The sequence below is a fragment of the Nonomuraea sp. NPDC003201 genome, assembly GCF_053590415.1.
Genome location: NZ_JBSFTC010000087.1, coordinates 17702 through 37778, shown reverse-complemented (window position 1 = coordinate 37778; position 20077 = coordinate 17702). Strand labels below are relative to the sequence as shown.

The 20077-nt window shown below is 68.3% G+C and carries 22 protein-coding genes and 1 riboswitch; of the genes, 14 read left to right on the top strand and 8 right to left on the bottom strand.

Going from position 1 to position 20077, the window contains the following annotated elements:
• Nucleotides 1–3: 3 nt before the first annotated feature.
• Nucleotides 4–1788 (bottom strand): AAA family ATPase, encoded by a 1785-nt coding sequence (locus tag ACWDX9_RS27705; RefSeq protein WP_449958944.1) that lies wholly within the window; start codon nucleotides 1786–1788, stop codon nucleotides 4–6.
• Nucleotides 1789–1959: 171 nt separating this feature from the next.
• On the opposite strand from ACWDX9_RS27705, the gene ACWDX9_RS27700 reads away from it, so the two are divergent.
• The 4 genes from ACWDX9_RS27700 (at nucleotide 1960) to ACWDX9_RS27685 (ending at nucleotide 4400) form a co-directional block, all read left to right on the top strand.
• Nucleotides 1960–2388 (top strand): DUF2267 domain-containing protein, encoded by a 429-nt coding sequence (locus tag ACWDX9_RS27700; RefSeq protein WP_449958953.1) that lies wholly within the window; start codon nucleotides 1960–1962, stop codon nucleotides 2386–2388.
• A gap of 133 nt (nucleotides 2389–2521) precedes the next feature.
• Complete coding sequence (locus ACWDX9_RS27695; protein WP_449958941.1) at nucleotides 2522–3121, top strand: DUF1345 domain-containing protein; 600 nt, start codon at nucleotides 2522–2524, stop codon at nucleotides 3119–3121.
• Nucleotides 3122–3160: 39 nt separating this feature from the next.
• Nucleotides 3161–4210, top strand: coding sequence for a hypothetical protein (locus ACWDX9_RS27690; protein WP_449958938.1), 1050 nt, complete (start codon nucleotides 3161–3163; stop codon nucleotides 4208–4210).
• Nucleotides 4211–4274: 64 nt separating this feature from the next.
• Complete coding sequence (locus tag ACWDX9_RS27685; protein ID WP_449958935.1) at nucleotides 4275–4400, top strand: hypothetical protein; 126 nt, start codon at nucleotides 4275–4277, stop codon at nucleotides 4398–4400.
• 138 nt (nucleotides 4401–4538) lie between these two features.
• Here the strand turns inward: ACWDX9_RS27685 and ACWDX9_RS27680 are convergent, their stop codons facing one another.
• On the bottom strand, nucleotides 4539–5507 hold the full coding sequence (locus ACWDX9_RS27680) for a GlxA family transcriptional regulator (protein ID WP_449958933.1): 969 nt from the start codon (nucleotides 5505–5507) through the stop codon (nucleotides 4539–4541).
• Between the two features lie 126 nt (nucleotides 5508–5633).
• Between ACWDX9_RS27680 and ACWDX9_RS27675 the strand changes: the two genes are divergently transcribed.
• Nucleotides 5634–6458, top strand: coding sequence for a dienelactone hydrolase family protein (locus ACWDX9_RS27675; RefSeq protein WP_449958930.1), 825 nt, complete (start codon nucleotides 5634–5636; stop codon nucleotides 6456–6458).
• A gap of 393 nt (nucleotides 6459–6851) precedes the next feature.
• Here the strand turns inward: ACWDX9_RS27675 and ACWDX9_RS27670 are convergent, their stop codons facing one another.
• The 3 genes from ACWDX9_RS27670 to ACWDX9_RS27660 all read right to left on the bottom strand — a co-directional run bounded on the left by ACWDX9_RS27670 (nucleotide 6852) and on the right by ACWDX9_RS27660 (nucleotide 7801).
• Nucleotides 6852–7010 carry a group II intron maturase-specific domain-containing protein gene (locus ACWDX9_RS27670; protein WP_449958950.1) on the bottom strand — a complete coding sequence of 53 codons (159 nt, stop codon included), beginning with the start codon at nucleotides 7008–7010 and terminating at the stop codon, nucleotides 6852–6854.
• 103 nt (nucleotides 7011–7113) lie between these two features.
• Nucleotides 7114–7278 carry an ABC transporter substrate-binding protein gene (locus tag ACWDX9_RS27665; RefSeq protein WP_449958928.1) on the bottom strand — a complete coding sequence of 55 codons (165 nt, stop codon included), beginning with the start codon at nucleotides 7276–7278 and terminating at the stop codon, nucleotides 7114–7116.
• The gene (locus ACWDX9_RS27660) at nucleotides 7247–7801 is read right to left on the bottom strand and encodes a hypothetical protein (RefSeq protein WP_449958926.1); all 555 of its coding nucleotides are present in this window, start codon (nucleotides 7799–7801) and stop codon (nucleotides 7247–7249) included. Before ACWDX9_RS27660 ends, ACWDX9_RS27665 begins: the two co-directional genes overlap by 32 nt.
• Before the next feature lie 712 nt (nucleotides 7802–8513).
• Here ACWDX9_RS27660 and ACWDX9_RS27655 point away from each other — a divergent pair.
• The 5 genes from ACWDX9_RS27655 (at nucleotide 8514) to ACWDX9_RS27635 (ending at nucleotide 13300) form a co-directional block, all read left to right on the top strand.
• Complete coding sequence (locus tag ACWDX9_RS27655) at nucleotides 8514–9251, top strand: PIG-L deacetylase family protein (protein ID WP_449958923.1); 738 nt, start codon at nucleotides 8514–8516, stop codon at nucleotides 9249–9251.
• 141 nt (nucleotides 9252–9392) lie between these two features.
• Nucleotides 9393–10349: a cation diffusion facilitator family transporter gene (locus tag ACWDX9_RS27650; protein WP_449958920.1), complete on the top strand. Its 957-nt coding sequence runs from the start codon at nucleotides 9393–9395 to the stop codon at nucleotides 10347–10349.
• A gap of 207 nt (nucleotides 10350–10556) precedes the next feature.
• Nucleotides 10557–11897 carry a hemolysin family protein gene (locus tag ACWDX9_RS27645; protein ID WP_449958918.1) on the top strand — a complete coding sequence of 447 codons (1341 nt, stop codon included), beginning with the start codon at nucleotides 10557–10559 and terminating at the stop codon, nucleotides 11895–11897.
• Entirely contained in the window at nucleotides 11894–12907 is a 1014-nt protein-coding gene (locus tag ACWDX9_RS27640; RefSeq protein ID WP_449958915.1) for a hemolysin family protein, read from the top strand. The genes ACWDX9_RS27645 and ACWDX9_RS27640 overlap by 4 nt, the downstream gene beginning before the upstream one ends.
• Before the next feature lie 267 nt (nucleotides 12908–13174).
• Nucleotides 13175–13300, top strand: a complete 126-nt coding sequence (locus ACWDX9_RS27635; protein ID WP_449958913.1) for a hypothetical protein — start codon at nucleotides 13175–13177, stop codon at nucleotides 13298–13300.
• An 808-nt stretch (nucleotides 13301–14108) separates the two neighbouring features.
• On the opposite strand, the gene ACWDX9_RS27630 is transcribed toward ACWDX9_RS27635, so the two are convergent.
• Both ACWDX9_RS27630 and ACWDX9_RS27625 read right to left on the bottom strand, forming a co-directional pair.
• Nucleotides 14109–14777, bottom strand: coding sequence for a class I SAM-dependent methyltransferase (locus ACWDX9_RS27630; RefSeq protein ID WP_449958910.1), 669 nt, complete (start codon nucleotides 14775–14777; stop codon nucleotides 14109–14111).
• Nucleotides 14778–14814: 37 nt separating this feature from the next.
• Nucleotides 14815–15474 (bottom strand): GNAT family N-acetyltransferase, encoded by a 660-nt coding sequence (locus ACWDX9_RS27625; RefSeq protein WP_449958907.1) that lies wholly within the window; start codon nucleotides 15472–15474, stop codon nucleotides 14815–14817.
• Nucleotides 15475–16003: 529 nt separating this feature from the next.
• Between ACWDX9_RS27625 and ACWDX9_RS27620 the strand changes: the two genes are divergently transcribed.
• The 4 genes from ACWDX9_RS27620 (at nucleotide 16004) to ACWDX9_RS27605 (ending at nucleotide 18884) form a co-directional block, all read left to right on the top strand.
• A complete protein-coding gene (locus tag ACWDX9_RS27620; protein WP_449958904.1) occupies nucleotides 16004–16366 on the top strand; it encodes a BlaI/MecI/CopY family transcriptional regulator in 363 nt (120 codons plus the stop codon).
• Entirely contained in the window at nucleotides 16363–17232 is an 870-nt protein-coding gene (locus tag ACWDX9_RS27615; protein WP_449958901.1) for a M56 family metallopeptidase, read from the top strand. The genes ACWDX9_RS27620 and ACWDX9_RS27615 overlap by 4 nt, the downstream gene beginning before the upstream one ends.
• A gap of 304 nt (nucleotides 17233–17536) precedes the next feature.
• The gene (locus ACWDX9_RS27610) at nucleotides 17537–17770 is read left to right on the top strand and encodes a LuxR C-terminal-related transcriptional regulator (protein WP_449958898.1); all 234 of its coding nucleotides are present in this window, start codon (nucleotides 17537–17539) and stop codon (nucleotides 17768–17770) included.
• 178 nt (nucleotides 17771–17948) lie between these two features.
• Nucleotides 17949–18095: riboswitch (cyclic di-AMP (ydaO/yuaA leader) on the top strand.
• Between the two features lie 12 nt (nucleotides 18096–18107).
• Nucleotides 18108–18884, top strand: a complete 777-nt coding sequence (locus ACWDX9_RS27605; protein WP_449958895.1) for a glycoside hydrolase family 25 protein — start codon at nucleotides 18108–18110, stop codon at nucleotides 18882–18884.
• Nucleotides 18885–18899: 15 nt separating this feature from the next.
• Here the strand turns inward: ACWDX9_RS27605 and ACWDX9_RS27600 are convergent, their stop codons facing one another.
• Nucleotides 18900–20069, bottom strand: coding sequence for a DegT/DnrJ/EryC1/StrS family aminotransferase (locus tag ACWDX9_RS27600; RefSeq protein ID WP_449958892.1), 1170 nt, complete (start codon nucleotides 20067–20069; stop codon nucleotides 18900–18902).
• Nucleotides 20070–20077: the final 8 nt, after the last annotated feature.

Here is a 20077-nt window from a genome sequence, read left to right as displayed (position 1 = left end):
AATCTACATGCGGATTTCGTCGCCGTTACATAGTCGATCTGCGGATACCGATTTTCTTGCATATTGCTGCGGCGTGATGAGCGCACCGGCCAGGTCCAGGGCCCTGTTCGCCTGGGTGACCGCTTCATCGAAACGGCCCGCGAGCAGCTCCAGGCGGGCCTCCAGCGCCGAGGCGTCCGCCGCCCAGGCCAGATGACCGTGGCCGAACATGTCCTTGCGTGCCTGGCGGAGCATCGTCCGTGCCTCGTCCAGCCGGTGGATGTCGACGAGCACGGCGACGGTGGCCAGGCAGGCCTCGTAGCGGCGGTCCTCGGGCGCGTCGGCGGCGGCCAGCCGCCCGGCGCTCTCCGCCAGGGCCAGCGCGGCCGTGAGCCTGCCCTCGTGCCGCTCGGCGGTGGCCAGGGCGACCAGCGCGGCGGTCCTGGCTGCGGGACCGTATCGATCCGTTCCGTCGATGACCTCCTGCGCGAACGACCGCGAGCCGGCGTCCTCCCGCAGGCGCACCGTGGCGTACAGACGCACGAGGGTCGCCCGCTCGTGTACGTGGCGGGGTAGACCCGGCACGGCCAGCACCGTCTCGGCCTCGCGGATCGCCTCCTCACCCCGGCCCGTCAGGTACATGGTGTCCGCGAGCAGGCAGCGCAGTTCGGCCACCCCGTACACGGAGCCGTGCTCGGCGAGGCGGCCACGCACCATCTGCTCGGCCTCGTCCAGCCGGCCACTGGCGACCGCCGCGTCTATGTCGGAGGAGGCCGGGCCGGTGAGCAGGCCGGCCGACCCCGGCCGCTCAGAGCCCATGAGAACGCCGGACTGGTCGAGCAGGGTCTGCCGCACCGATGAGGGGATGCCCGCGGCGACGACGTCCCCGACGAGTTCGTGACGGAAGGTGAGGCCGTGCTCGGTCACGAGGAGGATGCCCGCGGCCGTGGCCTCCTCCGTCATCGGGAGCAGCGCGGCGGGCGTGGTGTCCAGCAGCGACGCGGCGTGCTCCAGCGGCAACGAACGGCCCAGCACCGCGATCGTCTCCATCAGGCTCCTGGCCTCCGCGCTCAGCGTGTCGATCCAGCGCCGCACCACCATCCGCAGCCGGTCGGGCACGCGGGCCCGCGCCGCGTCCCCCAGCAGCCCTTCCTCGCGCAGCCCCGCGAACAGCTCGGTGATCAGTAGCGGATTGCCTCCGGCGGCCGCCGCCAGCGCCCGCGTCGCCGGGTCCGGCGACCGCCCGAGCGTGTCCTGCGTCAGCGCCGCGACCGCGTCCGGTGACAGCGGCGCGAGCGTCACCCTGTCGGCCCCCTCCCGTTCCAGGATGTCGAACAGCGACACGGCCTGGCCCCCGTCCAGCACTGTCGAGCGGCTCATCATCCAGCCGATGGGCCAGTTGGCCAGCCGATCGTGCAGGCTGTGCAACGTCCTCAGCGTCACCAGGTCCGCCCGTTGCAGGTCGTCGAGCGCGGCCAGCACCGGTGACGTGGCCAGCTGCTCGAACCCTGCCCGCAGCCGCTCCAGGACCGGCAGACCGAAGCGGGCGGCGGCGTCGCCCGCTTCCGGCTCAGAGCGCAGATCGAGGGCCTCCAGCAACATGCCGCACGGGGCGACCTCGCCCAGCTCCTCCACCCTGCCGTGGACAACCCCGATGCCGCGTTCGGACGCCTCGGCGACGGCTTCGGCCAGCAGCCGGCTCTTCCCCGATCCGGGTTCTCCGTCCACCAGCAGCGTCCCGCCCGCACCTCGCCGCAACACCCGCAGCAGGCCATCGACGTGACGCCACTCCCGATCGCGTCCCCGCATGCTGTCCCTCCCATGACCGCCTGCCACGACGGGGAACGGTGAATCCCAAGCCCGCCAAGATCTTTCACACCCGCGGGGCACCACTACCCGGCTGGGGGATGTGACCTCCCGTCCGCCGCGCCGAGCCTTGAGCCGAGGCCTGCCCGAGGATGTAAGGAAGGGGTGAAGGAGATGGCGGAGACCGGTTATGCGCCGTTCAACCGTACGGTCGACAAAACGAACCGCGTGCTGCGAGAGATCGAGGAGGCGCACGGCTGGACCCCCGAGCACCGCAACCAGTCCTACGCCGCCCTGCGCGCCGTGCTGCACGCCCTGCGCGACCGGCTGACCGTGGACGAGAGCGCCCACCTCGCCGCCCAGTTGCCGCTGCTGATCCGCGGGGTCTACTACGACGGCTGGCGGCCGAGCAAGGTGCCGGTCAAGGCCGATCGCGAGGAGTTCCTCCACCGCGTCTGCGGCGAACTGGCCTTCGACCTCCAGGAGAGCGAGGAGGACCTGGTCAAGAAGGTTTTGCAAGCGCTCAGGAAGCACATTACCGATGGCGAGTGGGAGGACGTGAAGTCCACCATGCCGAAGGATTTGACCTCGATCCTGCCCTGATCGCCGGCCTGAACTCCGATTGGCGACTGCATCGGCCGGGGGTACCTTGGCTGCGGGGGCTCGTTGGGATGTTGGAGCGGTGAGGTCTGGGTCCAGGGGACGCGCGGGGAAGCGCGTCATATCGGTGAGGCGCGTGCTGACATCGCTGGGGGCCGGGGTCGTCATGGCGGCCGGTGCCTGGCGGCTGGGGGTCCCGGAGTTGTCGCCGCTGCTCGGCTGGGGTGTGGCCGCGACGGTGGGCCTGGTCTGGGTGTGGCTGATCAGCTGGCCCAAGGATCACCATGACACCAAGCGGTTGGCCGAAGAGGAGGGCGACGCTCGCTCCACCGACACCGGCGTGCTGATCGGCGCGGTGGCCAGCCTGGGGGCGGTGGCGCTCGCCCTGGTCCGCGCCGCCAGTCACACCCCGCTGACGACGGCCCTGGTCATCCTGAGCGTGGTGACGGTCGTCGTGTCGTGGGGCCTGGTGAACACGGTGTTCGCCTTCAAGTACGCCAGGCTCTACTACGTGGACGAGGACGGCGGCATCGACTTCGGGCAGGAGGACCCGCCGGCGTACAGCGACTTCGCCTACCTCGCGTTCACGATCGGCGTGACCTTCGGCGTCACCGACAACCGTGTGGTCAGCACGCACATCCGCAAGGTAGCCCTCGCGCACGCCCTGCTGTCCTACTTCTTCAACACCGGCATCCTGGCCGTGGCCATCAACCTCGTCACCGGCCTGGGCCAGTGACCCCTGGTCAGGGCGATCCGCTCGGGGTAGGGCCTGGACATGCGTATCGCCCTGGTCGCCGATCCTGACCTGCCCACCGAGCTGGCTGTGAGGGCGGCGCGCGACCTACCCGGCCGGTTGCGGGAGCGGCTCGGCCCGGGCTTCGACTGGCAGGTGTGCGCGCACACCGCTCCCCTGGCGGCGGAAGAGCAGGTCGACATCTCAGCCATGCTCACCGCTGTCCGACCGCACCTGCCCGAGTCCGGCTGGGACGTCGGGATATTCCTCACCGACCTCCCTCGCCGGCTGGGCCTGGACGCGGTGAGCGCGGAGGTCAGCACCGGCGACCGCGTCGCCCTGCTGTCGTTGCCCGCCCTCGGCACCTTTCACCTGGCCGGCCGGACCTTGGAGGCCGTGGTGAACGTCGTCGGCCTGCTCGTCCTCCCGCCCACCGGCCGTGACCGCCTCCCTGCGATCGGCCGCAGGGTGGAAGGAGACACCGAGCCCGGCCGGGTCGTCCCCGATCGCTACGTCATGCCCGGCCTGCGCGGGCGGGTGCGCCTACTCGCCGGCATGGTGCGGGCCAACCGCCCATGGCGGCTGTTCACCTCGTTGTCACGGGCGCTGGCGGGCGTGTTCGCCACCGCCGCGTTCGGCGTGATCAACGACACCGCCTGGCAGCTCTCCGCCGCGCTGGACACCTGGCGGCAGTCGCTGATCATGGTGCTGTCCATCCTCGCTCTCGCCGCATGGATCATCGTCGACCACGAGTTGTGGGAGCGTCCCGGCGGCAAGGTGCCCAAGGCCCGTGCCCACCTCTACAACACCGTCACCCTGATCACCATCACACTGGGCGTGCTCTGCCTTTACGCGGTGCTGTTCGTGGTTCTCACCGGGGTCGGCGCGCTTGTGCTGGCCCCCGCCCCGTTCTCGCAGACGCTGAACCATCGATCGGGCGTCACCGACTACCTGGCGCTGGCCTGGTTCCTGACCTCCAGCGCGATGGTGGGCGGCGCCTTCGGCTCCGGGCTCGAGGACGACGGGACCGTTCGCAAAGCGGCCTACGGCCAGCGTCAGCGCGACCGGCTCGCAGAACAACAGAACGTCTGACTGGGCTTGATCCGGTTTGACGGACATCCGAGATCAGGGGCTCGTCCCCGGAAGGATGTCCAAGATGGAGAGCATGGGGAAGAAGCCGCGTCCTCGCCGCTCGTTCACGCCGGAGTTCGAAGCCGAGATCGTCGAACTGTGCCGGCGCGGTGACCGCTCGGTCGGGCAGGTGGCCAAGACTTCGACCTGACCGAGACCGCGGTGCGGCAATGGGTCCGCCAGGCCGAGGTCGACACCGGCCGCCGGGACGGGCTCATCAGCAGCGAGCACCCAGGCGGGGCTGAGGTAGGCCATGTCCTGGCCGAACTAGCACTTCGGGGTCGGATGATCAGTCAACACGACGGAAGGCCGCGCGGTAGTCCCTTGGGCGTCGTCCGGTGTGTTTGGCGAAGAGGGCGGCGAACGTGCTGGGATCCCTGTACCCGACCGCGGCGGAGATGCCGGCGACGGTTCGGTTCGTGGTCTCAAGGAGGTGGCGGGCGCGACGGACACGCGATGACCGCAGGTACTCCAGCGGGCTCTGGCCGGTCTCGTGCGCGAAGCGCCGCAGCAGCGTCCGAGTGCTGACCTTGAACGTGTCCGACAACGCGGCGAGGTCGTATCGCGCGGCAAGGTTCTGGTCGAGCCATCGCATGACCTTGTGGGAGAACGCGTTTCCGGGCTGCGGAAGAAGTCGCGCGTCCACGTATGGAGTCTGGGACGATCGCGCATCGTCGACGAGCGCCACCCGCGCGGTTGTCCGTGCCACGCCGGCGCCGCTGTGTTGGCGGATCAGATCCAGCGCGAAGTCGTACATGGCACTGAAGGCCGCCGTCGTCGTCACCCCCGTGTCGGTGACGACCAGACACTCGGGTCGGACGTCAGCGTCCGGACAGCGTCGAGCCAGTTCGTCCGCGAGGAGCCAGGCTGTCGTAGCCCGGCGTCCGTCGAGGAGTCCAGCCTCGGCGAGGAGAAACGCACCGACACAGATCGAGACGACGGCAGTGCCCCCAGCCGCGTGTGAGCGGATCGCCGCAATTTCAGCGGCGAGGGGTGCGAGCTTCGCGTCGACATCCAGGCTCGGCAGGAGCTCGAACCCTGGCACGACAAGAACATCCACCTCGCGCAGCGGAGAGACGTCCAATGCCGCACCACCCGATGCGGTGACCCGACGACGAGGCGAAACGATCGACACCTCGTATCCGGGGCCGTCCGGTCCGGCAACGTGCGTGGCCATCGTCAGGAGATCGGGGACGCCGAACACCTCGGACGCGAAGCAGCCTGGATAGGCCAGGACGCCAACCCGCAGCGTGCTCACGCTCGCCTCCTCACCGCCGGCCTACGGCGAGATTACCCCCAAACGTGGCGATCTGGCCTCTCACTGTGTGCGGGGGCATTGGTCCACGCTGTCACCATGAGCGCTGCCAGCGGACGACTTGACGACATGATCACGGACTTCTCCCGCCGACTCGTGGACGTGGAGGGGGTGGAGAAGACGGTGTACATCGCGGGTTCCGGGCCGGCCGTCGTGTTGATGCCGGAGATGCCCGGCATCAGTCCTGACGTCCTTCGACTGGCGCGGTGGCTGCGGGATGCGGGCTTCACCGTCTATGTCCCCTCACTCTTCGGGATCGACGGTGCCTACCCCACGGTCGAGGGTGGTACGGAGGTCGTCCGCCGCGCGTGTGTCAGTGCCGAGTTCCGTGCGTTCGCCGGGGGCGGGACCAGCCCCGTCACGGCATGGCTACGTGGGCTCGCGCGCCAAGCCCACACCGAATGCGGCGGTCCGGGAGTCGGCGCGATCGGACTGTGCTTCACCGGCAACTTCGCTCTCACCATGGCGCTTGAGCCGGCTGTCATCGCGCCGGTGGTCAACCACCCGTCGCTGCCGCTGGACGACCCTGCCGGACTCGAGATCAGCGACGAGGACGCGCACGCGGTCCGAGACCGCATCACGCGCGACGGGCTGAAGGTTCTCGCCTACCGCTTCGACGACGACCGCTGGTGCACCGGCCAGCGCTTCGCCGCCTACCAGGCACTCCTCGGTGACGCCTTCGACGGTCGTGTTCTTCCGGGCGGTTCCGCGAACACCAGCCCGCCACCGTTCTTCGGCGACGTGGTCGGGACCCCCCACAGCGTTGTCACCGCCCACCTCGTCGATGAGGAAGGACATCCCACGCTGAAGGCCAGGGACGAGATCGTCGCCTTCCTGACCGACCGTTTGAGCCCGTTCGGACATTTTGAGACGGCATCCGGGGTGCCAAGGTGATCGCTCACTGCTTGAGTGAGGCCGGGGCATATGCGCGGGGCATGTGCGCTCTTGGGCGTGACCAGGTCGCAGCGCCGCCACATCCTCCGCACGGGCCGTGTTGCGGTTGGAAGCGGGACACAGCCAGGCGTCTTTCAGGCGGTGCAGGGCTCGACGGCGTGATGCGGGAAACGATCATTGCTTTTGCGGGCGGGTAGCCGGGAGGGATCTCACCTCCCGGCTCTCCCACAGATCCGTACGTAAACCTCTCGATTTATACGGCTCTTGTCACCCTGGTCACCAGACGGCGGGCATGGTGACGATCCAGCGCCAGTGCGCGAACAGCCTCGGGTACTGCTTGGTGACCCTCAGCCACGCCTGGTGGGCCTTCTTTCTTGCCCGCAGCCGTTTGTACTACAGCTTCGACCGATAGAAGTGGCCGTAGTACCGCATCCAGCCCGCCACGATCGGGTTGATCGCCTTAGCGAGCTCTTGCTCAGTGAGGTTGACCCGCTGGTACAGCCGCCATCCACGAACGACGGCACCGAGCCTTTTGAGGGCGTCATTGCTGATCGCAGGCAGGAAACTGAGAAACCGCCTCCCGTACTTGTCCTGCGCCTGCCTCGGCTGGAACGTGAACAGTTCACCAACGACGCCCCGGTCGGGTCCGGGCCCTTCACCTTCGCCGGCCGTTGACGGTGAACGCCACGTCGGCCGCGCTGACCGGTTCCCCGTCGCTGAACCGCATTCCTGGCCGCAGGGTCGCGGTCACTCGGTCTCCGCTGACCTTGATCGATGTCGCGGCCCAGTTACGCAGCTCGCCGTCCGGTCCGATCCGCACCAGGCTGTCGTAGATGTGCGACAGCGGTAGCTGCGCCTCGGTGGTCTCCAGGGTGACCGGGTTCAGCGTGGGCGGCTCGTAGATCGCTGTTGCGGTAGCCGGAGACGTTGGAGCCCGCGGTCCCTGCGCTGGCCGAGGTGAACCTCGCCAGGATGTTGTCCGGGTCGAGCCGGTCGGGAGTGGGGTCGTAGACCACGAGGTAGGCGTCGAAGTCCTTGCTGGTGAAGGCCCGGCGGGTCACCTCGGCGCCGCGGACGGCGAGCAGCTCGGCCGGGATGCCCGCCTGCTGCCATGCTTCGACGATCAGGCGGGCCTGCTCGTAACGACGCGGATCCTCGGCCGAGGTCTTGGTCAGTAACTTCACGGCCGGCACCCGCGTGCGGCCGGACACGTCGTCGGCGATCGGCTGGTATTTCGCCGCACCGGGGTCGCCCGCACCTTGAGCGCCGCTGGTGCACGCGCCGCAGGCCAGTGCCAGCGAGCCCACCAGGGCCAGGCCCAGCATTCTTCGAAATGGGCGCACTTCGACTCCTCTCGCGTGGGGGCGCGATAGGCGGTGGGGGCACCTGTGTTGAGGGAACGCGGGACGGCATGACTTCATCAGCCGAACCGCAGAAGCAATTGTCGGGGAAATGAATGAATCATGGCGGCGATACCGCCGCACCCGAAGACCTTCTACTCAAAGTAGATTGCACGCGAATCGCATGTCAACATAGGACTTTAAGATGGGAACAGTTCCCAACTGCGAGGAGCGCGCCGTTTAACCCCATATTTCATCCGGATGACAGAGAGACTACCTCGGCAACATCCCGCATGGGGCCCACCGGGCAGGGTCGTGCGCACTGGAGAGGACCTGCCCACTGGTAGTGGCCTCGAGCATGCAGGTGCCCTCACCAGGGCAGGATGGGGTCACCCGAGAGCCGATATGTCAGGAGATCTTGATCGGGTAAGCGATATTACCCTATGACATGCTGCATATCGGGCCAAAATGAGAGCTTTCTCGCGCGTGTTTCCTGCTCGACGAAGGCCCATGAACGCTGGATGCGTCTCGCATCTGCCTCCAGCTCCCTCCTCGTACCAAGACGCTCTTGCGATGGCTGCGCAACTGTACACAGCACGCAGATGCCGCCCATTCCGATTTAACTGGATTTATTACCGAACCCTTGCGCGTTCCACAAAAGTTGAGCTTAACTCCAGATATAGGCGCGTTTACGCTGACTGGAGGAATGCAGATAATGCCCGAACGTGTGCTGCTTATTGGTGTGTACGGGATGGAACTGGTGGAGTGCGGAGGAGCCCTGGCGGCCAACGTCGCCGCGGGCGGCCAGTCGTTCGCCACGCTCATGCTGTGCCGCGAGCGCATGCGCGCGGATGTGAGCAAAGCGGCGGACGTGCTCGGCGTCGAGGTCGACTTCCTGGGGTTCCGCAACGGGTTCGTGGCGGTGGACGAGGAGCACAAGCGCGCCCTGGTCCGCGCGATCCGCACAGTCCGCCCGACGATCGTCATCACCCAGGACCCCGAGCACTCCCTGGCCGATCTCGACCCCGATCGACGGCCCGCGATGACACTCATCCTCGAGGCTCTGGGGCTGGCCTCCAGGAACTTCGCCGAGGACGACGACCTGAAGCCGCATCCGGTTCCGACCATCTACTACATGACCCCTTCGCGTCCCAACTGCGTGGTCGACATCGCCCCGCACTGGCAGCAGAAGGTGGCCGCGATGGACATGCTCGAGTCGCAGATGGAGTTCTCCGGGCGCCACTGGACCGAGCAGCTCACCCCTGCCGACCTCGAAGCCCTGGTGCCCGGCTTCGCCGAGTTGGACAGCGACCTCGAGCGCGGACGAGCTGTCCATCAGGCCCTGGACAAAGCCGTACACATCTACCACGGCATCGGTCATCACGGACGTTACGCCTTCGCGGAGCCCTACCGTCGGGAAGGCGATTTCCACCTGCCCACCTTGGTCCGCTGACGGCGATCGGACATCTCCATGACGCAACAAGACCAGCATTCAGCGCGCGAGCACGACCGCGACCACGGACACGAGACCGAACACGGGCACGGACACGGGCATGGGCATGGTCACGGAGCCGGCCGGGGCCTCTGGTCGGGGGTGCGGCACCTTTTCACGCCTCATTCCCACGACGCCTCGGATTCTCTGGACGACGCGCTGGAGGCCAGCGGCGAAGGCATCCGTGCGCTGAAGATCAGCCTGATCGGCCTCGGCGTCACCGCCATCCTGCAGGTGGTGATCGTCGCGATCAGCGGATCGGTGGCCCTGCTCGCCGACACCGTCCACAACTTCGCCGACGCCCTCACCGCAGTGCCGTTGTGGTTCGCCTTCGTTCTGGGACGGCGTGCCGCCAACCGCCGCTACACCTACGGCTACGGCAGAGCCGAGGACATCGCCGGGATCTTCATCGTGCTGACCATCGCGGCGTCGGCCGCCCTGGCCGGCTACGAGTCGATCAAGAGGCTCTTCGATCCACAGGAAATCACCAACGTGGGCTGGGTCTTCGCCGCTGGTCTGATCGGGTTCGCCGGCAACGAGCTCGTGGCCGTCTACCGGATCCGGGTCGGCCGACGCATCGGCTCGGCGGCTTTGGTCGCCGACGGCCTCCATGCCCGCACCGACGGGCTCACGTCCCTGGCGGTGGTGTTCAGCGCGGCCGGCGTCGCGCTGGGGTTCCCGCTGGCAGACCCCATCGTCGGGCTGATCATCTGTGCCGCCATCGTCATGGTCCTGGTCACCGCGGCCAAGGAGATCTACCGGAGGCTGATGGACGGCGTGGATCCTGCGCTGATCTCCCGCGCCGAGGAGGTCCTCGCCTCCGTGCCCGAGGTCACCGCGGTGCACACCATCCGCATGCGGTGGGTCGGTCACCGGCTGCGCTCGGAGGTGTCCATCCAGGCCGCCGAAAGCCTCTCCTTCGCCGAAGCTCATCAGGTCGCCAATCAGGCGAGAGATGCCCTGCTCCACGGCGTACCGAAACTGGTCGATGCGCTGGTCCACGTCAGCCCTGCCACTCCGCCGCCCGTCATGGCCGACGGCACCGCAGCCCACCTGTGAGGCCCGTCCCGCCTCGCAGGCGGGACAGCCGGCCGGTACGCCCCGGTTGGCTACGGTGGGTACGCATCGGCTAGCGTCCAAGACAGCGCGCACGGGCGCGGGGCCCCGCGCGCCATCCGGTGCCAGCCGGGGCACGGCACGATGGGAAGGAACGATGACAGCGAACCCGGGCAAGTCTCGCTGCACGCCTGAAGGGGGACGGACCCGGTGAGTGTGGCTCTGGGCCTGCTGGCCGTCTTCCTGCTCACCGCGGCCACCGGCTACTTCGTCGCTCAGGAGTTCGCCTACGTCAGCGCCGACCGCCTCGCCCTGTCCGCGCAGGCCGCATCGGGCGACAAGAAGGCGGCCAAGGCCGTCAAGGTGATGGAGCGGCTGTCGTTCATGCTGTCCGGGGCGCAGCTCGGCATCACCGTCACCGCGCTGGTGGTCGGTTTCATCGCCCGCCCCGCGCTGGCCGAGCTGATCGCGCCAGGGCTGACCGCGCTCGGCATGCCGTCGGGCATGGTCGGGGCGGTGGCCCTGGCGATCGGCTTCGCAGTGGCCACCGTCATCCAGATGGTCTTGGGCGAGCTCGCCCCCAAGAACCTCGCCCTGGCCAAACCCGAACCGCTCGCCCGCGCCCTGGCCACCTCCACCCTGATCTACCTCACCGTCGCCGGCCCGATCATCAAGCTGTTCGACGCCGCGGCCAACAAGCTGCTGCGGGCTGTCGGCATCGAGCCCGTCGAGGAACTCCACCACGGCGCCACCCTGGAAGAGCTCGGCCACATCATCGGCGAGTCCGAAGCCCACGGCCACCTGCCCGGCAGCCACGCCGACGTGCTGGAGCGGGCACTGGCCTTCTCCGACCACACCGCCGAAGAGGTCATGGTTCCCCGCGTCGAGGTGATCGCCATCAGCGGCACCGCCACCGTCACCGACCTCGACCAGCTCATCGCCGCCCACGGCCACACCCATTACCCCGTGCTCGGCACTACCCTCGACGACGTGATCGGGCAGGTCAGCCTGCACGACGTAGCCGCCATTCCGGCCGACAAGGCCCACGAGACCCGCATCGCCGACATCGCCCGGGAGGTGCTCATCGTCCCGTTCTCGATCTCCCTGCCGGACCTCGTCCAGCAGCTACACGAGCGGGGCGAGGAGGTCGCCTGCGTCGTCGACGAGCACGGCGGGCTCGCCGGGCTCCTCACCTGGGAGGACGTGGCCGAAGAGCTCGTCGGCGAGATCTCCGACGAGAACGACCTCGACACCCCCACGGCGGTACGCCGCGACGGCGGATGGGAACTGGACGCCGGTCTGCGCATCGACGAGATCGCCCTCGAGACCGACCTGCAACTGCCCGACGAGGACGAGTACGACACCCTGGCCGGGCTCATCCTGCACCGGCTCGGCCGCTTCGCCGCACCCGGCGATGTCATCACCGTCGAACTGCCCGCCACCCTCGACCCCGACGCGCCCACCCACGCCCGCATCGAGGTCCTGACCCTTGACCGGCACGTCCCCGAACGTGTCCGCCTGATCCCCAACCGCGAAGAGGAGCAGTCGTGAGCCTGTCCACCGGCCTCGTGCTGACCCTGCTCCTGCTGGTCGGCAACGGCTTCTTCGTCGCCGCCGAGTTCGCCTTGGTCGCCGCCAAACGCCACCGCCTGGAGAAGGCCGCCGCCCAGGGCAGCAAGGCCGCCTCAGCCGCCCTGGCGGGCATCAAGGAACTGTCGCTGATGCTCGCGGGCGCCCAGCTCGGCATCACGCTGTGCTCGCTCGGCCTCGGCGTGGTCTCCGAGCCGCTCATCGCCGGCACACTCACCCCGCTCTTCAACGCCATCGGCCTGCCCGAAGCCGCCGCACACACGGTCGCCTTCGTCATCGCGCTGGCCCTCGTGACCTTCCTCCACATGGTGCTCGGCGAGATGGCGCCCAAATCCTGGGCCATCGCCCATCCCGAGCGCTCGGCCACCCTCCTGGCGCTGCCGTTCCGCGGATTCACTCTGCTGGTCCGCCCGCTGATCAGCGCGTTGAACGCCATCACCAACGGCCTGCTACGGCTGTTCAAGGTCCACCCGCGTGAGGAGGGCGCCAACCCGCGCACCCCCGCACAGCTCCAGCACCTGGTGGAGGAGTCACGCCGGCTCGGGCTCATCGAGCCCGACGACCACGCCGTGCTCAGCCAGGCCCTGCGCGCCCCCACCACCGACATCGCCCCGCTGATCATCCCGGCAGAGAAGATCGTCACCGTGCCCGCCGCGGCGACCCCACAGCAGGTGATCGACGTGGCCCTGCGCACCCGGCTCTCCCGCTTGGTCGTCGGCCCGATCACCGATCCGGTAGGCGTGGTCCACGTACGCGACGCCTATCTGGCCCACAGGCGCAACGCTGCATCGACGGCCAAGCACCTCGCCTACCGCCTCCCGGTGCTGCCGCCCGGCGTCTCGATCGCCAAGGCTGTGGCCCGGCTCCGCGAGGCGCACAGCCAGATAGCCCTGATCCGGACCGACGACGGCCGTGTCGAGGGCCTCATCGCCCTGGATGACCTCCTGACCACCCTGCTCGTCCCCGCCTGACACCCCCGCGCCAAGGCGCTCAGATCACCCGCAGGAACTCATAGAGATCCAGCACCCATAACACGGCTGTCGGAACCGAGACCGGCCCCCGCCCAGACCATCCCCTGGACACCCAGAACCACGACGCCTTCCCTCGACGGCGATGAGACCTCCAGTCTGCGCGCCCGTCCAGGCCCATGACGGAGAAATATCCATCGGGGCTTGCCTTGCTCCTGCCATCTCGCCTGTTGACGTCGCAGTGTGGCACGCGAAACCGGCCATGGAGCGATGAGCCGCGAAGAGCTGACCCGCTGGCGACGGGTAGTGATGACCGTCGCGACCGTCATGCTGTTCGTCGTCCTTCTGGCCATCGCCGCCATCGCCATCCTGCTCCACACTGTTGGTCTCGACTAGCTCTCACTACGGTGGCCCGAAGAGACGGCCTGCCGGCGCGATCGGGGTCGGCATGCACCGCCGATAAGCCAGACCGCGGATCGAGCCTGGTCGTCAGCCAATACGCGGCACCCGCGAAGACGGTCGTACCCGAGATGGCCATCAGAGCCAGCCACCCCGCCCGGCCGTCAACGTCGTCGTCCGCCGTCCTTCTCGATCGCTCGCCGCGCCGAGAGCCTGTGCCCGCGCGGTGCTCCACAAGATCCGCGGAGCCATCGTGGTCATAGTGACGCCACATGATGTGGTCTTCATCGTCGGCATCCGCCGCGCTCTGCGCGGCGCCCGGCAGCGGCGATGCTTGGGCGCCTTGCGCGACAACAAGCAGGGACGTGGCCGCGAGAAGAAGCACGACCGTGGTGACCGGCAGAAGCCACCACAGTCTCTGTCGCATCCCTGCCCCCAATACACCCGCCAGTGCTTACTTTCCCGCCCGGCCGATTGGACACACGCGAGCGGTCCATTAGAGCGTTCTCATACAGCAGGAAGAGCTCAAGCTGTGGACCTCAACTGAAGCGGCCTTCAGCCCGTGCGCCCAGGCCGTCCCACCCGAAGCGCGCCGCACGCCTTCAGGAACCGGTCCGCGCAATGATGACCCGGGAACTGGCCGGCCACGAGGTGGTCAAACTCCCAGACGCTCAGCCCGCACGCCTTGAGCAGGGATGGCGCGTCGGGTCGGCTTCAGGGGCCGGCACGGCACCTTGGGCATCGGCGAGTCCCGCCCCGATCGGTTTGCCGGTGCCGAGCGTCGGCGGGCATGATGCGGTGATCTTCATGAGGCCCTCCGCTCGGCCGCGCGGAAGGGAGCCACCGCGGAGCGTTCGTAGAGGCAGACCGCGTACGGCCGGCTCCGGTCGCTGACGATGTGCTCGCCGACCGTCGCCAGGGCCGGGTCGTCGGTGAAGTGGCGGTGCAGGCGCCGCGCCTCGGGCCAGGGGTGGGCCAGCGCGAGCACGCCGTCCTGCGCGAGGAGCCCGCGCAGCCGGTGTGACACCTGGCGCAGGGCGGTCGAGCCGCCCATGTAGTAGAGCATCTCGCAGCAGATGACGAGGTCGAACGTCCCTCGGGGAGTCTCGCGCCGGATGTCCAGGCATTCGAAGCGCGCCGGCGATGCGGCCCGGGCGGTTGCGCCCCTGACGGCATGTGGCGAGATGTCCACGCCGATGGTCTCGGCCGCCGGATAGGACCGGGCCACAAGATCGGTGAAGATGCCCTCACTACAGCCGACGTCGAGGATCCGGCGGTAGTCACGCCGAGGAAGATGCCGGAGCGTGGCGGCGTGACGCGCGCGCTCGTACCGGTCGCCGGAGTAGTTCCAGGGATCCGGTTTCCGGTGCCGCCAGTTGAAGTACCGGCTCAGTGCCCGGTCGGTTCCGGCCGCGGGCAGGTGGGACAGCGCGTTGAAGAACGCGCGGTGCAGGGCATCGCCCGCCTTGGACATGTCTCTCCTCGGGGATCGGGTACGGCGATGTCGGCGTCTACAAGTGCTTGTGGAAGGGGACCCACGCCCTGCCCTCGCTGTCGTGCAGCACGTCCTGCTGGTGCCAGCCCAGGTCGCGGTAGAACTGCTGAGCGCTGACGTCGGACTGGCCGGTGTGCAGGTCGAGGCGGCGTACGCCGTACACTTCGGCGATGTTCGCGAAGTCGGCGACCAGCCGGCTCCCGACGCCGCAGCGTCGCATGCGATCGTCCACCGCGATGTGGCTGAGGACTCCCGCCGGCTCACGGGGCTCGTGCTCTGAGGCGTCCCGCCCAGCGGCGCGCAGGCGCCGGGCGGGACGCTGTGCTCTCGTGCGGATGAACCTGCCGGTCAGCTCCGGCCGCACCAGCAGCGCCGCGGCACCCGCCCGGGCTATGCGCCAGCGCTCCATCCGCGCCACGTGGTGGCGATGGATGTCGACATCGGTGCAACCCAGCAGGAACCCCGCCATCCGTCTGTTGACTTCGGCGACCATGGCGACGGCGGCCGGACTCGTGAGGTAGGTCAGGTAGTAGCGGCGCAGGAACCTGTCGCCGAGTTGTACGAAGAAGCCCTCGGCCAGGTGGGCCCGGTGCAGCCGGACGGCAGCCGCGACGTCGCGCAGCTCCATCACGCGTAGTGACACCGTCAACGCCCGTGGCGGGGGAAACAGGGACATAACCTCAAGCTACTACATGTGTAATAGTTTGTGCCGCATGAGCCTTAGATTTCTATTACACCAGTAGTAGCTTGAGGGCCGCGTCACCCTGTTCTTCCACCTGACCTGCTTGGCATGGTGCGAGCCGCTGTGTGATCTCCGCGGTGCTGGTGACCGCACTGACACGTTGCGCATCATCCGGCATCACGCCCTCAAGCCGTCCCGGATCGCCCGGAGCGAGCGTCTCCCCCTCCCGACAAGGCGGTCACGCTACCGTCAGTGACTGCCGCATGAGACATCCAGGCACTCTGTGCGCTGTCCGGGCGATCGACGGCAAGAGGGTCGCGACGGACGCTCGCCAAAACGCCGACCAGCGCAACCCCGGCACGCCGTCTCATGGACAGCACCATGAGGTACGGCTCCGACGAGGCCGGGGGTTCGTGGTCCTGGGCAGCTCCTATGGTGCGACCTTCACCGACGCCGTGCACCAGGATCACCTCCACATAGGCTTCATAACGATGACACCCGGTGAGTCGAGGAAAGAGGAGCGATGTCGCGACGGAAGCTGGGACAGCTCGAGGCCGAGGTGCTGGCCGTGCTCGCCGGCGCCGACGGCTTTCTGCCGCCTCAGGAGATCTGTGACCGGCTGGACGGCGATCCCGCCTACACCACCGTCAACACGATCTTGTTCCGGCTGCTCGACAAACGCCTGGTGGAGCGGACCAAGCAGGGGCGGGCCTATGCCTACCGGCTGACCGCCGACGAGTCCGGGCTCGCCGCGGAGCGCATGTTCGGCCATCTGCGTCTGGCGCACAACCCGTCCGCGGTGCTCGGCCAGTTCGTCCACGGGCTGAGCCCGCAGGAGGAGGCGGCCCTGCGCGCACTGCTCGAAGGCTCCGGGAGCGACACGTGAATCTGGAGATCTACCTTCCCGTCGCGTTGCTGGCCCTGACCAACATGCTCATGGCCTGGCGGCAGCCGCGCATGCACCCGGCCTGGCACGCGCGGGTGCTGGTCGTGCTCACCGGCGCCACAGCGCTGACCGTGCTCGCCGTGCTGGTGTTCGTCATCATGATCGCGGCGGGCACGCTGAAGGCGGCCGATGCCCCCGTGATGGGCAACGTCCTCATCGACCACGGGCAGGTGCCCGCGCCCGTGGGCGGCCTCGCGATCGCGGCCCTCCTCATCATCACCGCCGCCATCGTCCACGCGATCGTGAGCTGGCGCGGGGAGCTGAGGAAGGCACGAGCTCTCGGCATGGGCCTCGTCGCCGACGAACGCCCCTTCGCCGTCGCGGTGCCCGGCAGAGAAGGAGGGGTGGTCCTCTCCAAGGGTCTGATGACCCTGCTCTCCCGGCGTGAGCTGGAGGTGGTGCTGCGGCACGAGGCCGCGCATCTCAAGCACCGCCATCACCTCTACCTGATGGCCGGCGCCCTCGCCACGAGGATCTTCCCGGCTCTCGTCTATCCGCACCGGGCGCTGACCTACGCTCTGGAGCGCTGGGCCGACGAGGAAGCCGCCAAGGCCGTCGGGGACCGGGTCCTGGTCGCACGTACGATCGCGCGAGTCGCCCTGGCGCAACCGGCGTCGACCTCCAGCGCGTACCCGGCTCTCACCGGCTCGCACGTCACCCGCCGGGTCGAGGCCCTGCTCGGGCAGACCCCACCGGACAACCGCTTCACGGGCCCAGCTCTCCTCGGCGGCGCCTGGATGGCCACGGGAACCGCCATCTCACCCACCCTCACGCACCACGCCTCCCTCCTGGTGCTGCTGCTGTGAGCACCTCAGGAGGCCACGAAGGTTGAGGCGACGTACGCTGCCGCGACGCCGACTCATTTGCCCCAACGCCTCTCATGTCCACATCCTCCACCGGCCTCGCATGAGCTGTGCCATCACAGGTTGAGATCATGTACGGCCTGCTGCGCCGCCTGCCGCTCGGCGGGCGGGAAGAAGTCCCTGCGGGCGATCCGCCGCAACGTGACACGGAGCCGGCCCGCGGTACGCGTCCGCCGAGCCGCCGCAGGCGCGGATCTCGAGCTCCCGCGCCAGTCCGGCATAGGCGGCCACGCGGGCCAGGCTCGACGTGCTGACCCCACGCGAGCGCGAGGCCCTCGAACTCGTCGCCCGCGGCCTGTCCAACCGGGAGATCGCCGCCGCGCTCGTCGTCGAGGAATCCACGATCGACGCGGCCCGCACAGAGCCCAGAGCCAGATCTTCGCAGGGTCGTCGCCACACTCACCTCAGCCGCCACACCGCGGGACGACCGAGATCCTCCACAAGGAGATCCTGGAAGCGGCGACCGCAAACCTTTACCTAGCTCCGAACCTGCTACCAGCAAGGAGCTTCAGGCCCGATACACCGGTGACCAGATTTGCCACACTTGCACTATCTATGGGGGATATATACCTTTTACGCATCCGTGATAAGCGCAGTGACAAGCCTTTGCGTTGCTGCGTTGCCGTTTCGTTGACCAGACCGTGCGCCGCGCCCAGCGTCGCGTACGGCCGCCGAATCCGCCCCCCTCGCGGAACCGGGGACCCATTCTCTTCGGGGTGAATCGGACGCCAGCCCAGGCTGCGCCCGTAGGGCACTTCCACGCCCGAACCCGTCAGCTAACCCGGTAGGCGGCATGGAAGCAAGGAGTCAATACCCTCATGCTCAAGCCCCGGCTTGCCGCACTCGCCCGTTCCCTCAAGAGCCACCGCGCTCTTCCCACCAAGCACCTGAGCCTCGCCATCACCGGCGCGATCCTCGCCGGGACCGCCGCCTTCACGGGCGCGACCGGCACCGCGCTCGCTTCGACCACCGACCACGACGCGCGGCACCAAACCCAGCAGGAGACCAGGGCGTTCACCTACGGCGTGGACGTCTCCAGGTACGAGTCCCAGTACGACTGGACCGCCAGCCCGGCCCAGTTCGGCATCATCAAGGCCACCGAGGGCACGTCCTTCCGCGACTCCTCGTTCGCCCGCCACTGGCGCGAAATGGGCAAGAAGGGAATCGTGCGGGGCGCGTACCACTTCGGCCACCCCAGCAACAACCCCATCGCCGAGGCGGAGTACTTCCTCGCCATGGTGAACTCGCAGCCCGCCAAGGCCGGCGACCTGCTGGTCCTGGACCTGGAGACCACCGACGGCAAGTCCGTCGCAGAGGTCAACGCCTGGGCCAAGGCCTGGCTGTCGCACGTGAAGGCCAAGACCGGAATCACCCCGATGATCTACAGCGGCTGGAACTTCGCCGACACCTACGGCAAGGGCCTGGCCCAGTACCCCCTGTGGGTCGCCCACTACAGCAAGGCCAAGGGCGCCATCACCCCACCGGCCGACTGGAAGTCCTGGGCCATCCACCAGTACACCGAATCCCCCATCGACCAGAACGTCTCCGCGCTGACCCCCGCCCAACTGCGCGGCCTGGGCCGCCCTGCCGCCTGAGCTTCCCGACATCACTCAACGGTGGGCACGGTCGTCAGGTGACGAGAGCGTGGTGAGCACCGGCAAGGCCTGTTCGGCCTGCAGCGGATCCACGGGCAGCACGTGTCGGGCCCACCAGTTCGCCGCCTGCGGCAGCGGCGAGGGCTCGATCAGGCCGGGGGCGTAGTCGTCGAAGGGTGGATCGTAGACGTATCCGGTGATCACGCCTCGCCCTCGCAACGCTTCGATGGCGCGCTCGCGATTCTCGACCAGCAGAGGCACCCGGAACAGCGGCTGGTCCATGTGATCACGTACGGCAGGGGCCGCCATGGGGAGAGCGGCAAGGCTCGCCACTCCTGCCAGGCGACGTTCCCTCTGGCGGTCCATCACCTGCATCCTGCGGAGCGCATAGTTCTCGGTCAGGCTGCCGGGCCTCGCGCGGTAGTGGTGGTTGTCGGCGCGGATCCAGGGATCCAGCGCCCCGACGCCCGACGGCGATGAGGCCAGACCGCCCAATCTCGGGGCGAGCGCGGTACGGCGTAGCGCGATGCGGTGACCTTGGCGACTTTCAAGCAGCCCAAGGGCGTGGGACAGGTGCCACGCGGGCAGGGACAGCAGGGTTCCGGCCAGCGCGTTGCGGGCAATCGTCTTCAGCAGGGCAGCGAGTTCCACTGTGCGGTATCGGGGAGTGCTCCAGCGCTCTCGCATTTCCAGCAGAGCCGGCCGGTGATGCGGCGACGACAGGGCGATCACGCCACCGGGTGCCGCGCCCGCATGCTTGGACAGGCTGAACACTCCTGCCGCGCCAAAGGTGCCGACGGGAACACCGCCGACGGTGGTCTGCAGGGCGTGAGCGGCATCCTCGATCAAGGGGATCTGCCGCTCGGCGCAGAGCCTGCCAAGAGCATGGACGTCGTCGGGCAGGCCGTACAGGTTGGTGGTCAGCACCCCGTCGACGTTCAGTTCGTCGATCCGAGTGGCGTCGATGTTGCCGCTCTGCCGGCACACCGGCGCCATGATCGGTCGAAGCCCGGCGGCGAGCACCAGGAAGAGGATCTCGTCAGCCGTGATCGGTGACATCAGCAGGCGCTCGCCTGGGGCCATCAGGTGCTTCAGGACCATGAACAGGCCAAGCCTGTTCGACGGCACGGCGAGACAGTCTCGTCCGAGACGAGCGGCGAATTCCGCTTCCAGGCGCTTGAACATTCCCGTCA

Bases quoted from the DNA above. Each gene is read 5' to 3' on its own strand.
- ACWDX9_RS27655 (WP_449958923.1), top strand. From the start codon at position 8,514: ATGCCCGAACGTGTGCTGCTTATTGGTGTGTACGGGATGGAACTGGTG.
- ACWDX9_RS27705 (WP_449958944.1), bottom strand. From the start codon at position 1,788: ATGCGGGGACGCGATCGGGAGTGGCGTCACGTCGATGGCCTGCTGCGG.
- ACWDX9_RS27620 (WP_449958904.1), top strand. From the start codon at position 16,004: ATGTCGCGACGGAAGCTGGGACAGCTCGAGGCCGAGGTGCTGGCCGTG.
- ACWDX9_RS27600 (WP_449958892.1), bottom strand. From the start codon at position 20,069: ATGTTCAAGCGCCTGGAAGCGGAATTCGCCGCTCGTCTCGGACGAGAC.
- ACWDX9_RS27630 (WP_449958910.1), bottom strand. From the start codon at position 14,777: ATGTCCAAGGCGGGCGATGCCCTGCACCGCGCGTTCTTCAACGCGCTG.
- ACWDX9_RS27675 (WP_449958930.1), top strand. From the start codon at position 5,634: ATGATCACGGACTTCTCCCGCCGACTCGTGGACGTGGAGGGGGTGGAG.
- ACWDX9_RS27605 (WP_449958895.1), top strand. From the start codon at position 18,108: ATGCTCAAGCCCCGGCTTGCCGCACTCGCCCGTTCCCTCAAGAGCCAC.
- ACWDX9_RS27690 (WP_449958938.1), top strand. From the start codon at position 3,161: ATGCGTATCGCCCTGGTCGCCGATCCTGACCTGCCCACCGAGCTGGCT.
- ACWDX9_RS27685 (WP_449958935.1), top strand. From the start codon at position 4,275: ATGGAGAGCATGGGGAAGAAGCCGCGTCCTCGCCGCTCGTTCACGCCG.
- ACWDX9_RS27625 (WP_449958907.1), bottom strand. From the start codon at position 15,474: ATGTCCCTGTTTCCCCCGCCACGGGCGTTGACGGTGTCACTACGCGTG.
- ACWDX9_RS27700 (WP_449958953.1), top strand. From the start codon at position 1,960: ATGGCGGAGACCGGTTATGCGCCGTTCAACCGTACGGTCGACAAAACG.
- ACWDX9_RS27635 (WP_449958913.1), top strand. From the start codon at position 13,175: ATGAGCCGCGAAGAGCTGACCCGCTGGCGACGGGTAGTGATGACCGTC.